Annotated in this window: 12 protein-coding genes; 2 read left to right on the top strand and 10 right to left on the bottom strand. The window is 37.2% G+C overall.

Going from position 1 to position 16,460, the window contains the following annotated elements; all coding sequences use genetic code 11:
- Nucleotides 1-95: 95 nt before the first annotated feature.
- The gene (locus QP953_RS24300; protein ID WP_052597513.1) at nt 96-1,430 is read right to left on the bottom strand and encodes a hypothetical protein; all 1,335 of its coding nucleotides are present in this window, start codon (nt 1,428-1,430) and stop codon (nt 96-98) included.
- Between the two features lie 347 nt (nt 1,431-1,777).
- On the opposite strand from QP953_RS24300, the gene rpsO reads away from it, so the two are divergent.
- Both rpsO and pnp read left to right on the top strand, forming a co-directional pair.
- On the top strand, nt 1,778-2,065 hold the full coding sequence (rpsO, locus tag QP953_RS24305; RefSeq protein WP_052597787.1) for a 30S ribosomal protein S15: 288 nt from the start codon (nt 1,778-1,780) through the stop codon (nt 2,063-2,065).
- A gap of 524 nt (nt 2,066-2,589) precedes the next feature.
- Nucleotides 2,590-4,815, top strand: coding sequence for a polyribonucleotide nucleotidyltransferase (pnp, locus tag QP953_RS24310; protein ID WP_052597514.1), 2,226 nt, complete (start codon nt 2,590-2,592; stop codon nt 4,813-4,815).
- 354 nt (nt 4,816-5,169) lie between these two features.
- On the opposite strand, the gene QP953_RS24315 is transcribed toward pnp, so the two are convergent.
- From QP953_RS24315 to QP953_RS24355, 9 genes are all read right to left on the bottom strand, one after another.
- On the bottom strand, nt 5,170-6,252 hold the full coding sequence (locus tag QP953_RS24315) for an imelysin family protein (protein WP_309553221.1): 1,083 nt from the start codon (nt 6,250-6,252) through the stop codon (nt 5,170-5,172).
- A 225-nt stretch (nt 6,253-6,477) separates the two neighbouring features.
- Complete coding sequence (locus QP953_RS24320; protein ID WP_052597519.1) at nt 6,478-7,881, bottom strand: di-heme oxidoredictase family protein; 1,404 nt, start codon at nt 7,879-7,881, stop codon at nt 6,478-6,480.
- A gap of 383 nt (nt 7,882-8,264) precedes the next feature.
- Complete coding sequence (locus QP953_RS24325; RefSeq protein ID WP_052597521.1) at nt 8,265-9,479, bottom strand: imelysin family protein; 1,215 nt, start codon at nt 9,477-9,479, stop codon at nt 8,265-8,267.
- Between the two features lie 146 nt (nt 9,480-9,625).
- The gene (locus QP953_RS24330; RefSeq protein ID WP_309553222.1) at nt 9,626-10,297 is read right to left on the bottom strand and encodes a class I SAM-dependent methyltransferase; all 672 of its coding nucleotides are present in this window, start codon (nt 10,295-10,297) and stop codon (nt 9,626-9,628) included.
- A gap of 42 nt (nt 10,298-10,339) precedes the next feature.
- A complete protein-coding gene (locus QP953_RS24335; protein WP_309553223.1) occupies nt 10,340-12,427 on the bottom strand; it encodes a TonB-dependent receptor domain-containing protein in 2,088 nt (695 codons plus the stop codon).
- 25 nt (nt 12,428-12,452) lie between these two features.
- Nucleotides 12,453-13,496, bottom strand: a complete 1,044-nt coding sequence (locus QP953_RS24340; protein WP_052597527.1) for a hemin-degrading factor — start codon at nt 13,494-13,496, stop codon at nt 12,453-12,455.
- Nucleotides 13,497-13,590: 94 nt separating this feature from the next.
- Entirely contained in the window at nt 13,591-14,376 is a 786-nt protein-coding gene (locus QP953_RS24345; protein ID WP_052597529.1) for a heme ABC transporter ATP-binding protein, read from the bottom strand.
- Nucleotides 14,377-14,457: 81 nt separating this feature from the next.
- A complete protein-coding gene (locus QP953_RS24350) occupies nt 14,458-15,522 on the bottom strand; it encodes an iron ABC transporter permease (RefSeq protein WP_052597531.1) in 1,065 nt (354 codons plus the stop codon).
- Complete coding sequence (locus tag QP953_RS24355) at nt 15,509-16,456, bottom strand: ABC transporter substrate-binding protein (RefSeq protein ID WP_309553224.1); 948 nt, start codon at nt 16,454-16,456, stop codon at nt 15,509-15,511. Before QP953_RS24355 ends, QP953_RS24350 begins: the two co-directional genes overlap by 14 nt.
- Between the last annotated feature and the right edge of the window lie 4 nt (nt 16,457-16,460).

A 16,460-nucleotide genomic window follows, 5' to 3' on the forward strand; every position in this document is an offset into this window, starting at 1 on the left:
ACAATTATTAAAAAGAAAAATCGTATGTATTGAATTTTAGAAAACAACACATACGATTCATAATTGTTGTGCCCTTAGTTAGAGGCAAGCAAACCTTAAACCTTTAAGTTAGGATCATTGGGATCAAAATCATCTTTGATATCTCCAGGCATTGGAAAATCAGGATTATCTAAATCGTCTGGAAAATCAGGAATATCAATTGTATCCACATCCTTTATTTCCACCACTTCGCCTTTATCATTAACAATAGGCTCATCAAAATTATCGACTACCTCTGGTTGGTAATTATCCTCTACAATAGGCACATCCCCCTTACTTGTTGTAGGTTGGACAGGTTGGTGTGTTTTAGTAAAATCAATATCAACACCACCTACAGGCTTCATGTATTCATTCATAATTTGATTTAGCCTAAAGGCAATATCATCTTTATTAGCCCCGTAATTCAACTCCTCTTTTAATTGCATCAATTTGATCGTAGATTTCATACGTTCAGCACCTTCTATTTGAGCTGTTTTTAGTTTAATGCTATCAATTTGTTGTTGCATTTTTAATTTAGCCGCCTCTTCTCTTGCCACCACCATATCACGAGCAGAACCACTGATAAAGGTTTCTATTGCCTCTACCATAGAATTTAATATCTTGTGTACTACCCTAGCAGAAAAACCACCCAAAAAAGCTAAGACTGGCTTGTAAGTCATAAAACCGCCTAACTCTCTAGATCTAGTAACATTATCTGCTACATCTCCGACATCTTCTCCTAAAATCTCTGGAGATACGAAAATAAATTGTGCCAAGATAACCCCCGAAACAATCCCCAATACAAATCGAATCCAATAAATAGAATCATATTTAGGATCGTAAGAGTTTTTGGTAATGTATTTATAAACTTCAAACAAAGCGTAAAAAGAAGCACCTAGTGCTGCTATACACAAAATCACCAACTCATTGTAAACAAAAGCCATCCCTTCATAAGACAAAATATCGCCATTCACCGTCAAGGAATCTACTTCTGGCAAAAAGAACAAACCTAAGAAAGTCAACAAACAAAGCATGGTAATTACATTGAGTCGACGCACCAATGGTACTGGTCCCAAAAGTCCAAACATCCCACCGTGCTTATTCTCTTCCATCAATAATACCGTCGCAGGAGTTGCTGGAGCAATTACTTTTGCCATTTCACGATGCAGTTGACCAATCAAAGCCATATTTAAAGAACGTGGGTCTAAGTTCTCTATATTTCCTGCTTTTAACTCATCATTTAGCTCATGAGCAATGGCTTTTAAATCAGACATCTGTTTAAGAACATGCGAAGGAACTTTTTTGCCTTGCGACTGTGCATAGCGCACCATTGTTTCACACTCGTCTAATGTTCTAATTTGATTCTTAAAAGTTACAATATCTTTTAAGGCCTTAATTTCTTGTTTTGCCATCTTAGTTTATCTTTGGTCTATTAGATATTATCACGAAATGATTTTTGGGTAAGAATACATTGGCAAATCTAATGCATCAATTTTCTATTCTTGTTCTCTAGTTATTTCTGATAATTTTTAGTGAATGTTATATAGGTTGGGTATTTCCTCCCTTCTTCATATAGAGGAGATTCCCTCATATTTTCAAAGGTTGCCTTACCTCGGTATAAGGTAAATATATCATAAAATTTGTACTTTTCTTAAAGTAAAAGTTTTTTTTATCAAAAAATACCGTACTTTTGCAGAGCTAAAATATGATTTAGAATATCTTGATTAGTAATCAATACAAAAAAATTCAAAAAATGGGTATTTACCTAACAAAAGAAAAAACTGCTGAAATTTTTAAAAAATTTGGTGGTTCAGAAAAGAACACAGGTTCTACAGAAGGTCAAATTGCATTGTTAAGCTTTCGTATTCAAAACCTTTCTGAGCATTTAAAAGCAAACCACAAAGATCACTCTACTAGACGTTCTTTGTTGAAAATGGTTGGACATAGACGCTCTTTATTGGGTTACTTAGCTGACAAAGATGTTATCAAATATCGTGAGCTTATCAAAGAACTTGGAATAAGAGACGTTCTTGGTAAAAACAAATAATGATACATACAAATACGTTTGAAAGTGCTTCCTGTCGGAGCACTTTCTTGCTTTTTACAGGTAGGCTTTTAAAGGTCTATTCTATACCTAGAATAGTATTTTTGAAGCGGCTGCTGCAACTATAACTTACTAATAAAAGATCTTCTCAAAGATTTTTTCGTGATAAGTAAGTGGGCAGAAAAAAATATAGCTAAAAATAGGCTTATTTTTAGTGCTAATCGAAGAGGAACAGTGCAGCTTTAGCGGGCTAAAGCAAGATGTTTCGATGAAGAGTAGCGCAAAAAGAAGGTTGTTTTTTATATAGTTTTTTCTGAACGATTACTTATTAGTAAATTATCATATATTTTGACGCTAACAAAAGACAATACGATGTTGTCTATGTTGCAAACTAAGGAACCTGTTGATATTTAGTTATACCTTGGTTTCGATTGCAGTTTTCAAGGCTGCAATTTTTTGGATGACGTGATATGTAAATGGCATATCATGATGGATAATATTATTTAAAACTTAAAATTTTTACCAACATGGGTAAACAAATTCCAACAACTGTTTCTAAAGTAATTTCTGGACAAGAAATTACGCTAGAAAGTGGCAAATTAGCTGCTCTAGCAGATGGTTCAGTTGTATTGCGCCACGGAGACATGTGGCTATTAGCAACCGCAGTATCAGTATTAGAAGCCAAACCAGATCAGAGCTTTTTTCCTCTAACGGTTGAGTTTCGCGAAAAATTTTCTGCTGCGGGACGTATTCCTGGCAACTTCTTCAAACGTGAAGCTCGTCTTTCAGATAGCGAAATTTTAGTTTGTCGTCTGATTGACCGTGTTATCCGTCCTATGTTTCCTGACGGATACATGAACGAAACTCAAATCTTTGTTTCGTTGATTTCTGGTGATACTGAAATCATGGCAGACGCTTACGCTGCTTTTGCTGCTTCTGCAGCTTTAATTGCTTCCGAAATTCCTTTCGAAAATCCTATCTCTGAAGTGCGTGTAGCACGTATTGACGGTGAATTTGTCATCAACCCAACTCGATCTGCATTAGAAACTGCCGATATGACTTTTATCGTTGGTGGTACAATGGATAATATTGCAATGGTAGAAGGTGAAGCGGACCAATGCTCTGAAGCAGAATTGATTGATGCTATTAAATTTGGTCACGAAGCGATCAAAGAGCAATGTCAATTGCAATTAGATTTGCGTGAGGCTTTGGGGATTACAGAAAATAGACCTACCGAAGAACCAGAAACCAATCCTGAATTAGAAGCTGAAGTAAACGAAGCTACTACGGATAAAATTTATGCCATTGCCAAAGGAGCACTTAGCAAACAACAACGCAAAGAAGGTTTCTCTCAAATAAAAGAGGAACTAAAAGAAAGCTTGCTAGAAAAATATGGCGAAGAATATATGGAAGAAAATGGTCACTTTGTTAGTGAGTATTTTTATAACAATATGAAAAACACCATTCGTGAAATGGTGATGGCTGAAAAAATTCGTTTGGACGGTCGTAAACCAGACGAGATTCGTCCGATTTGGTGTGAGGTAGATTCTCTTCCTTCTCCACACGGTTCTTCTATTTTTAATAGAGGAGAAACTCAAGCCTTGGCAACAGTTACATTGGGTTCTAAGCTAGATCAACCTATGGTAGACACAGCTATGGATCAACGTTACGATCAATTCTTTTTGCACTATAGCTTCCCTCCTTTCTGTACCAATGAGGTCAAACGTGTCGGAGGTGTCTCTCGTAGAGAAGTTGGTCATGGTAATTTGGCTCGTCGTTCCTTAGAAATGGTTTTCCCTTCGGATTATCCGTATACGGTTCGTGTTACTTCTGATGTATTAGAATCTAATGGTTCTTCTTCTATGGCTTCTGTTTGTTCGGGCTCTATGGCTCTAATGGATGCTGGTGTGCCTATCAAAGCTGCTGTTTCAGGAATTGCAATGGGACTAATTTCAGATGGAAATCGTGCTGTTGTATTGTCGGATATCTTAGGTGATGAAGATCACTTAGGAGACATGGATTTTAAAGTAACTGGTACTGCTGAAGGTATTTGTGCTTGTCAGATGGACATCAAAATTGATGGTTTGGATTACGATCTTTTGGCAACCGCTTTGCAACAAGCTCGCGAAGGTCGTCTACACATCCTAAACTTGATGAACGAAACCATTCCTGCACACAATGAGGATTTAAAACCTCATGCTCCTCGTATCATTCGTTACGAAATTCCTGGCGACAAAATTGGCGCTGTTATTGGACCTGGTGGTAAAATTATTCAAGGTATTCAATCAGATACTGGATCAACAATTACAATCGAAGAAGAAGATAACAAAGGAATTGTATTCATCTCTGGTGTTGGTAAAGATACTGTAGATGCTGCCTTGAAAATTATCAAAGGAATTGCTGCGGAAGCAGAAGTTGGCGAAGAATACGATGCAAAAGTTGTTAGCATCATGCCTTATGGAGCTTTTGTTGAATTCATGCCTGGCAAAGAAGGTTTGCTACACGTGTCTGAGATTTCTTGGGCTAGAATTGAGAATGTAGAAGATGCTGTAGCAGTTGGAGATGTTCTTAAAGTTAAATTATTGGCTATTGATGAGCGTACTGGCAAATACAAACTTTCTCGCAAAGTATTGATGGACAAACCAGAAGGCTATGTTGAGCGTCCTCGCAAACCTCGTGAAGATAGAGGTAATAACAGGAATAGAAACAACAAAAGCAATGATAGAAATAGAAACAACAGAAATAACAAGTAATTTCTACAGAACAATTACTTCATAAATAATCGTTGTTCAATTTTGTAGCGAGTCATTTTCAATTAATGAAAATGGCTCGCTTTTTTATTGATGATTATCTTTTAAACGATTACTTATACTAGTCTTCGTTGCTTTTTTACTTTTTTACCAAAAAGATAAAAAAGCACATTTATATTAGCTTGATAATCAAGATTTTAACACAAAACGCAACGAAGGTGCAACTTACTGATTATCAACTGCGCAGCACTCACGAAGTAAACTAATAAAGTTTTTCAACGAACTATTGTTATACATTACTCCGTTGAAACCACGCAGTAGCAGCGCAGCTAACTATTGATTATAATAGTAAACATTTTAGTCTCCATCATCTGGATTTGCTAAGATTGTAATAGAAAAGTATGTTGAAATATTATTGCTAATATCGGTATACAAAGCTCTCATCTCTTGATAAATCTCTTCTACAGCCGCCGTATCTCCTGTGAGATCATCCAGCATAGTTAATTGCCTTGCTTTGATAAGTATTTCTACTTTTTTTGCTTGCTCTACAATACGGTTGGTTGGCGTTTCATCATTGATCAAGTAAGTCAAATAACTTCCTAAACCTCGCTCGGTAGTTCCAAACATTTGCTGAATTCCTTGTAGATTGTACAAAATAATATCCCAAGAAAAGTGTGCGTAGGGGCTTTCTAAGTATTCGGGGTGCACCAATTGATCCGCACTTTCCTTTCCTAGTGGCTTGGCTAGTTTTTTGGCTGCCAATGTTTGGCTCATATGTACAACAGCATTGCTAAAACTTGCAATACCTTCCTGACTTGTATTTCCTGTTCCTTCGCTTAAAGTTTTCCCATAAGCGTTTCGCCATTCTGACTCAATAGTGCGAATCAAAGCATTTGTATTTTTTATACAGTTCAACAAATAGGCAAAACGCCTATCTTTATTGATATCTGTCTGATAAAGTCCCAATAAAGCGACCTGATCATTATTCTCATCAAAAAGCAGGTATTCAATGCTCGCTAATCCTTTAGTATAAGAACTTCTACCAGCAATATAAATCGAATCTATTATTGTTGTATCACTAATCGAATTTTCTATAGAAATGGATTTAATGGGCGTATTATCCAATTGAGTATAGCGATAGTTTGTTCTTCCTGGTCCAAATACCAACATTTCTACCCTACTCCACGATTGCATGCTTTTCTTCCAAGCATTTTGCATTATTTCTAATTGTGCCATTGTCCGTGTATTTCCAAAGGAAATACAGGCAGCCTCTAACGCTTGATTATCCACTTGTAATTCTTGATAACTAGGCAATACATAATCGTTGATAATCCCCGTTAACATAGATTTTTTATCAAAATCAGCTTGCTTTTTACAAGCGACTATATTTAACAAACCAACACTTATTAAGAGCATCAGTGCTTTTAAAACTATTCGCATACCAATTATTTTTCATTACTCCGTTGAAACCACGCAGTACCAGCACAGCTAACTAAAAGCAAAGCGCTTACGCAGTAAATCATATTAGTTTAATTATCAACAAAATGCACTTCTACTAGTCTTTACACTAAAAGATTAACAATCAAACTAAAAAATCAACAAAGTATTAATTTTTATAACTCAGTGTTTATTAATTTTACTAGTCTACGCAAATTACTTGAGTAGCTACAAAGACTTTACAAATAAAATAAGTTGTTCCCGCTCTTCAGCAGACATGGTTCTAAATGCTTCTTTAGACGCTTCACCTTCTCCTCCATGCCACAAGATTGCTTCTGCCAAATTTCGAGCACGTCCATCGTGCAAAAACTCTGTGTGCCCATTAACATTCTCAATCAATCCAATACCCCAAAGAGGAGCCGTTCTCCACTCTTGCCCATCTGCTAAATATTCAGGACGGTTGTCTGCCAAACCTTCTCCCATATCATGTAACAATAAATCCGTATAAGGATAAATGGTTTGGTTGGATAAAGCATCAAATTTAGGATGCGTTCCTGTCTTATATTTTTGAACATGGCACTTTTGGCAATTAGCTTTCAAAAATAGTTCTTTCCCTTTCAAAACAGCTTGATCGTTCCAATCTCTACGCCCAGGTACTGCTAGCGTACTAGAATAAAGCTCTACTCGATCCAATACTTGATCATCCAGTTCATACCCATTGTTATTATTACCATTTGGAACAGTTTGACAATCTGTCTGCAGATTAGTGTGATTTTCATCTAAGAACAAACTAGAGGTAATACCTATATCACCAACAAAGGCTCCTGCCACCTGTTGACGGACAGTAGGCTCTCCTGCTTTCCATCCAAATCGCCCTAAATCCATTGTATTGGTTGCACGATTGTAGACCAAGTTTGCTTTTCCTGAGATCCCATCGCCATCCGCATCAGACTCATCAACATATGCTTTTATGGCACTAATTTCTATCGCATCTAGCAGCCCCATCCCGACCATTTGGTTGGCAACTCTTGGCGAAAAAAGGATGCTGTTATCCATATTTCCATAAGCAAGATTTTGAAAAACATAGGTAGGCTTCCGCAACGAATAACTGGTTCCATCGCCATAGGTTCCTGCAATTTCTGTGTAGTGAATTTCGAAAGTACCTTCTCCTTGAATCCCGTTAATTCCTCCAGGACTCAACTGTCCACCATACATAGGCGCTGCCAACGGACCACCATGTGCATTGACACCTGGCACACTCAATCGAATCAGCATCCCATGACCAAACTTTTCATTAAACATCGGGGTTCTTCCTCTGCCGTCTTTAAAGTGGCAGCCAGAACAAGCCGTTTCGTTAAACAAGGGTCCTAAGCCATCTCGTCCAGTAGTTGAAGCAACGGCACTCACCCAACTTTGATTAAAAAAAGAATTTCCAGTAGTAAACTGCAAGGCTTCCAAACCTTTGAGATTCGGTGCAGCAAAACTAAACGCATTTCTGGAGGTATTAAAAAAAGTGGTTGCTCCTCCTGCATATTCCTCGCCTTTTTCAGCATAAAGTACTTGTTCTTTCTGGCAAGCACTCAAACTAATCCCAACAATTAGTAACCAACAATAATAAAGTTGAGTTTTCATATTCAATAGTTCGTTAAAAAACTTTATTAATTTAATAATCAACAAGTTACAAGCTCGCTGTATTTTATGTTAAAATTTTGATTATCAACTGCGCAGCACTCACGAAGTACCACGAAGTAGCAGCGCAGCTAACTAAAAGCGCAGCGCTCACGAAGTAAACTAATATAAATGTGCTTTTTTATCTTTTTGGCAACTAAGCTTGCGAGCTCACGACCGAAGGGAGTAACAAACCGAGCTAAAAAAGTAAAAATCAACGACCACGAAGTAGCAGCGTAGCTAACTACTAATATTATAATGATAAAACAAATTTAACTATAAAAATGCAAAAGCTCAGCAACCAAAATGATTGCTGAGTCCATAAATTAAATAACAAATAACGCTAATTATTCAGGTAGTTCGGTACTAATTGTCAATCCTAGTGCTGTTGCAGCTTCTGCAATAGCATCACCTTGATTTTGCAACGCTGTTACTGCTTGCAATACAGGTCCATTATCAGTTACATTTTCTTCTGTTACCGTTTTATCAAATGGTGTCGGAATAGCCAAAACTTTTGCCGTAGCAGCTACATTTTTTGCTGTCAAGTCAGCTCCTTTAGTTGCATCAATTTTAGCGACCAAAGTAAGAATAGAATATTGGGCATCTCCTACTGTTGTTCCAGATACACGTGTATACGTTCCTTTTAATACATTGGTAATTCCTGCTGCATTAGTGATAATATCACGGTGTGTGTTATCCGAAAAACAAGAGTGTTCATCTTCTTGCGGATTATCAACAGCATTGGCTTCTAATGCTGTAAACATACGCTCCCCTGCTAATTCAGATTTACTCAAAACGCCAATACCTGTAAGAATTTTTGATAAAGCCACATCTGTAGACAAACCTTCAAAGTATGTTCTATACGTACCTCCTGGCGCCCACTCTGCTTTCAATGTTGCTAGGTCATCTACCAACAATTGAGCACAAGCTTTGATGTATTCACCACGTCTAACATGATTGGTGGCTATATTGGTGTAATCTGTGTGCAAACGGTTTCCTCCTTGACCTGCATTGGTATTAACATCAATATAATCTTGTCCCCACAACAAAAATTCAATTGCATGGTACCCAATGCTAATATTTTTCTCGCCGCCTACCTCATTCGCTCCTGACAATACAGATGCTGTAATATTTGGATAATTGGTCACATCATAGATGATTCCTGTATTGGCAGTACCTCCTGCATTGTCTCTCGTATAATCAATGTAGTTTTCATCCAAAGGCCAAGCATTCAAAGCTCCCTCTGGTCCATCCGCATCATCAATTGGTCCATCATAAAAACGATACGCTTCTGTTTGCCCATAAGGTTCTCTAGCAACAAACCAAGCATTTCTAGCAGCATCAAAAGTAGTTTGTGTTGGTGTAGCTACTAGTGCATTAATTGCTGTTTGCAAATCAACCGCTTTATTGTAAGAATCTTCGTAAGAAGCATATACTATTTCACAGTAATTGTTAACAACATTGGTTTTTAAATCCGCATTAGGATCTGTTGTTTCGGGGGTACAAGAAGTCCAGAACAATAATCCAGCTCCTAGCAACAAAGTGTGTTTAAGATTTTTCATTTTTTATAATTATTAAGATTAAGTCTAAATAAAACCACAGGCAAATCTAGGGTTTCAAATTGCAAAAACAAAATTTAAATAGACTTAATCTAAATAAATTTAACTGGCATAAATTTATAGTTCTTCTAAGAATCTAGCTTCCAATATTATAAGCACTTTTCCAAACATGCGATCGAATAATTTCGAATGACTTCTGCTCCTGTCTTACTTTTAACTTGTTCTGTTTTATTGCTAATATTTGTTATCTGAAAAGCGGTCTGGGAAATTAAAGCTTGCAGTTTAGTCGTATCATACAACCGAAATCGCTCATTAACAAATGGCAATTCTTGCATAAAGTCTTGATGAGCAAATGTAATATACAAGCGCCCTTTTTCCTTCAAAACTCGATGCATTTCATTTAATAATGCGACAGGATTTTCCCAAAAATAAAGTGTATTAACTGTAAAAATAGCATCAAACATCTCTGCTGTAAAAGGCAATTGTAATCCATCGTATAAAGAGAAATTAGCAAGTCCTTCTTCTACCAAGATACTATTCTCCTTTATGGCTTCTTGCTGCATCAATTCAGAAATTTCTATTCCCCAATAACGAAGCCCTTTAGCTTGCTTTAGGAGGTCAACCAAATGTCCCGCTTTTCCATGCCCTAACTCTAAGAGCCATTGATTGTCCTTAACCTCCATCGTTCGAATAGTTTCTAGACTCATACTTCTATTCGATTGATCCATGTTATCGGCAACAGCCAGTCCTTGTATGCCACTTGGGCAATTCAATTGTTTTGCCAGCTCTTGCAATTCGTCTTCTGAAAATTCTTTTTCCATGTTTGAATTTTTCTGGTTATATTGTCAATATCCCAACCCAATCTAATCGTTCCATTTACTCCTTGCAATTTGAAAAGGCTCGCAAATTAAACGTACAAAAAAGATGCGTCCCATTGCTACAGAAGCAGAACCACTTCCTCCTCCTCCATGCGCAACAGCTGTTCCCAATCGATTAACTTGTTGTACATCCAATACGTTTTTCACACCAGCACTAATAGACAAACCTTTGTTAAAAAAGTGCTTCGTTACCACCACATCCATCAAACCATAGCCTTGTAATTCATTTCGTACAATTTCTTTCTCTTGAGTCATAGGATTTGTTACAGCCACATAATTAATCTGTTTATCATAATCTCTGCGAAAGAGCGCTAATGTCAAGCCCAATTTTTGGAACGTATAACTTAGTTCTTGTGTAAACTCCAAAGTATACTGAAAAGGTTGAATGCTCTCTTCTGATTGACTCAATTGATTGTAATGCCCAATTAAGGTTGCTCCAAATCGAACTTTCAATCCTTTGTATTGATATTTAAGATGGCTGTTGATTCCCCAATTCTGGTACTCTTCCAAATTAAAATAAGCATACTGGTTGGACTGGTCGTTGATAACAAAATTTCCCAAACTATCTTTCTCATAACTATAAAGGGTTATTTGTTGCTGAATATAGTTGTAAAAGCCATTTACTGCAATATTCGCCATATGTCCTCCCTTATAAACCTTGTTGTACGCCCATCCTAAACTCAAGGTATGCGCATACTCTGGCTTTAAATTAGGGTTTCCTTGAATGTTGTGATTGACATCTACAAAATTGAGGTAAAGTTCTTTTAAAGAGGGCGTTCGAATAGCTCTAGCATACGAAAAGCGAACATTCATCCCATCTATAACTTTCCATTTCAGTCCTAACGAATAAGTGATGGGAACCAAACCTGTTGTATTATAAGCTGCCCTCACGCCTCCTTCAAGATATAATTGTTGGATGGGTTGGTAACGAAGGTTGACAAAAGCTGCAAAGTCGCCTAATGCTGCACGTTTATTCTGAAGCCTTTGTCCTGTTGTATAATCATATCGAATATCAACTCCTACCTTAAAATCTAACCGTTGGCGATACTGACTCGCTAAAGTTGCTCGAAGGTTCCAAGCTTGAAAAGCAGTTGTATCTGAATCCAGTTGATCTAAAGTGTCTTCGCTTATGTTCTCTTTCATAGAACGGAAATAAGCATTTTTGGATCGTTGGTAGTCGTTAAAAGCCAATAAAGCATCTAAATAATACCGCTGCTTTTGATCCAAGTATCCTGTAGCAGCAACGGTATGATCTTGTGTAATCGTTACAAAATCATAATCTTTTGCATAAGCTAAGGCAGGAAAAGCGGCTAGCTTAATGTTTCCTCTATCTTGGATAACTTCGTTTAAATAATTGTATTGATATGATAAATTAATTCTACTCGAAGGAATTGTATAAAATAACCTTCCTCCTACAAAATGTTGTTGCTTGGGGTTCCAAGTTTGACTACGTAATGTATCTGTAGAAAAGCCATTAAAATGACTAAAATTGTAGTTAAAATCCAAAGCAATATGTTTCCATTTTTTGCCTAAGGCAAGACTAGCATTATATTGTTCATTGCTTTGTAATTGTCCTGTCAATCGAGCTGTCCAGTCACCTGAAGGACTCTTTTTTGTAATGATATTAATAATCCCACCTAACGCATTGGTTCCATAAGCTACGGACATTGCATTTTCAATAATTTCTATGCGTTCTATATCTTGCACTTGAATCCGATCCAAATCCAAATTTCCATCACTTCGCCCAATCATAGGTACGCCATCTATCAAAATTTTGATATGTTGTCCCTCCAAACCGTTCATTGTCATAATGGTTCCTAAAACAGGATCCTGTGCAATTCGAATGTTGGCCTCTTGCTGAAAAACTTCCGTTAAATTGGTTGCTGCCCGCTGGGTAATCATCTCTTTGGTAATCACTCGAACTGGTAGTGTGGAGGCTTGCATTTCTGTTGGACTATATTGTCCTGTCACGACGATTTCTTCATCAAAAGAAACAGAAAGCGGTATGCTATCCAACATTTCTTGAGCAACAAGTTGATGGCTCCACAATAAAATCCAAAAAAAATGTTTCATGATTACGCTGATCTATTCGTGAAGATTATGTTGTTAATGGAGTTAATTTAGCAACAATTTTGCGCCACATATCTAACTCAGGAATACCAGGTTTGCGTTGTCCAAAACAATACAAAATTTGATTGCCTTCTTTATCAAACAACTCCAAACTTGTTACAATCCCATCTGTCGTATATTTTTTTACCACCCAAGCTTCATCAATAGCATCCAATTTTAAGTGCAAATTGAAGTCTTTGTCTAAAACATTATACCAGCCATTCATTTCCACTACTTTGTGTATGTTTCCAGAAAAAATCTGTAGACAAGATTTGTTCCCCAAGAAAACCATAATAGGAGTTCCTGTTGCGACAGCCATTTCCAACATATCAACAATTGCATTTTTTTGTACTCGATAGGTTGTTCCTTCTGGTGCAATACAAAAAGCGGCTTGTCTAGTCAAATTGTATTTTCTCAACAAACCAAAAAAGTCATGCGTATCTTTCATATTCAACCATGCCGTTTGGAAAGCACCAATATCTAAAGCCGTATCTGTTTTGGCAGAAGGTTCTACTTTTTCGACTTCCATCGGAACTTGCATTCGATTCCCTGTCGTATATTTTTCAACCAATGCATGATAAGCATCTAAATTTGATTTAGGAGTAGCATAAATTTTATGAACGGCATTTCCATATTTGTCAAAGAACTGAAGACTATGCATAACACGTTTGCCTGATTGAAAAACAGCAGCGTAAACATGTGCCCAATTACTCAAAAAATAACGCAAGTCAATAATAGGGTTGTGTGCAATCCCCATTGGTGCTTTTTCCATAAAACTAACATTTTCATACACCCCCTTGGTTTCGTGGACACCATGCTCGTTTCTAGTTAGTGCCATCACATGCCCCATTGCATGCACTTCCTTCAAAACTGCTTTAAAATTATTCCCCAAATAAGTCAATTGCTCTACTTCTGCTACTTCTAACAATTCCATTTCTGAAACTCCTAATGCAATAGAAATATCTCTGATTCGCGCTTTCGGATGTGCTTCTTTATACAATGTATATTGTTCTTTTAATGTGATTGTTTTCATAGTTGTAATTTTTATTCGTAGTTAGCGTTGTTACTTCCTATGGTTGTGAGCTCACACAACTCGGTTTGCAGCTACTACTTGGTCATTGATTTTGTTAATAAGTTGACACTTGCAAGCAATCAAAAATTGGATGCGTTTGTATGATAGAAGAAACGCCAAAAGTTTGCTTAATCCAATCGGTTGTCAAAACTTCTAAAGGTGTTCCTACGGTTAATAATTCGCCCTTTTTTAGTAAGGCAATTTTTGTAGCATATCGAGCTGCTAAATTCATATCGTGCAAAACAGCTAGAACCGTTAAGCCATGCTGTTGTACCCTATCTTGTAATAGTTCTAATAAAATATGTTGATAAGCAATATCTAGATTAGAAGTAGGCTCATCCAAAAACAGTAATTTAGATTGTTCGGCATTGCTCTCCCACACTTGCGCTAAAACACGGGCAATGTGTACTCGTTGCTGTTCGCCCCCCGATAGACAAGTAATATCTTCTTCGGCATATTGAGCAACTCCCATTAAATCTAACAATTCATAGGCTATTGCCACATCTTTTGTATTAGGCTTAGCTCCTTGGGTATAAGGATAACGTCCCAACAAAACAACATCTAGTACATTCATTGGAAAAACTAGAAAGGTATGTTGAGATAAAACGGCTCGTTGTTGAGACAAGGCTATTTGTGTCCAATAATTCAAATCTTCTCCTTTAAACGAAATTTGACCTTTGTGATATGGCAAACTTCTAGCTAATGTCTTTAGTAAGGTTGACTTACCAGCTCCATTGCCTCCCAAAAGCACCATAAAGTCACCATGATCCAAATCAAAGTTAATCCCTTTTAACAACTGTTTTCTATTTAAACAGACACTTATGTTATTAACATTCAACATAGTTTTACATTTTATATTAACTGTATAGTACACACTGGACAACACGCAATAGCACCATAGCCAAGCAATGGACGATTGATTTTAATAACCAACAGACTTTTGCTTGATTAATAACCAAAGAAAAAAAGGAGCGCCTAGTAGTGCTGTTAAAATACCTATCGGTAGTTCAGCTGGAGCAACGACTGTTCGAGCAACTGTATCAGCCAAACTCAATAGTACGGCTCCCAACAGACCTGTATACAGGACATTTTTTGCAAATGAGGTTTCTTTGAAATAAATCCGCACCAAATGAGGAACCATTAAACCAACAAAACCAATTAATCCTGTAAAGGCAACACAAACACCAACCATCAAAACCACCCAAATCACAACCCTTCTTTTTATCTTTTCTACTTCTACTCCAAGATAACTTGCCTCTTGATCTCCCAATTGCATAATTTCCAATTGTTTGGCCGACCGAATAATGCCGATCATTGAAAGCAAAATTATAAAGGCTAATAAACTAACAATTCCCCAATTAGCACCGCTCAAAGAGCCAAAACTCCAGAAAGTAATATCTCTCAATTGTGCTTCTGTAGCATAAAAAATCAAAATACCTGTTAAACCTCCTCCTAATGCGGTCATCGCTACTCCTGCTAGTAACATAACACTAACAGCTGTACGACCATTCTGAGTTGATAAGTTATAAACAAAGGCAGTTGCCAATAAACCGCCCAAAAAAGAGGCACAAGACAAACCTATATAATGCCCCAAAATTCCTAAATCAATTGGCAAATAGTCTTTTAGTACAATAAAGGCAGCAGCTAAAAACATCGCCCCACTCGAAATACCAATCAAACCTGGTTCTGCTAAGGGGTTTCTAAAAACAACTTGTATCGCTGCCCCTGATATAGCCAACGCTGCTCCAACTAGTAAACCAAGCATAATGCGAGGCAGCCGAATCTGGCCAATCAAAAACACACTGCTTTCATCCACCTCCTTGGCAGTTAACCAACTTCCTAAAATATGTATCATCTCTTGAAATGAAATAGAGTAAGCTCCCACGCAAAGGGAAAAAAAGACAGTGCATAAAAGTAGCAAACTTAACTTTACAACAATGGAAATAGGTGCTTTGGTGGAAGCCATAAATACTCTATTCAACTTCATTTAACAAACTTAATTCTTTTTGATGTAGTGCTGTTGCCAATTCTAAAATGGCATCGCTAGATCTTGGACCAAACCCTGATAAGTAAAGGGCTTCCATGGTAATAATCCGACGATTTTGACCAGCAGGTGTTTGCGACACACTAGGTATTCCTAACAATTGTTCTTCTCCTGATTTATTATTAGTCGCATCTCTCAAACTCGCCAATCCTGAATCAAACATCAAGATCACTTCTGGTTGATATTGCAACAAAGCTTCTGGTGTTAATGGTTTAAATGCCTCAAATTCCTGAACAACAGGATTTCCTCCTGCTAAAGTAATAGCTGCTTCTGCAAAGGTATTTTTACCTGCCACCATCATAGCTTGTGCCCCACGAGCATAAATAAACAGCACCTTAGGTCGCTCTGTTGTTTGGCTCAAAATGCGTTCTAGTTGCTGCTTGTTTTTTGAGATTTTAGCCTTCAAAGCATCTGTTTCAATGCTTTTTTCTAATACTGTCTCTAACTGCTCTGCAACTTCCAATGATCCTTCCAAGGTATGAGGAACTTTTATTGTTTTAATTTTAATCCCTGAAGCTTCCAAACCACTCAAAGCTTTATTGCCTTGCATTTTTTCGTCCATCAAGATAAGGTTAGGCTTTAATGCCAAAATTGCCTCGGTGTTGAGTTGACTACTATGCCCTAAATTAGGAATGGACTTAGTTCCTTCAGGATAATTACTCGTTACATCTACCCCTACAATACTCTCTTCCAAACCAAATTCATAAAGTAACTCCGTAATCGTTCCGTTTAGAGAAACAATGCGCCACTCTTTTTCTTCTGTGACATCCGCAGGTGTATCTGCAACTTGACTATCTGTTGACGCTTCGGAACTACAAGAACTGACAGTTAATAATAGTCCAACTATTAAGATCCAATATATTGATATTGATTTCATTGTA

The sequence above is a fragment of the Aureispira sp. CCB-E genome (assembly GCF_031326345.1).
In the GTDB taxonomy this organism is placed as follows: Bacteria; Bacteroidota; Bacteroidia; order Chitinophagales; family Saprospiraceae; genus Aureispira.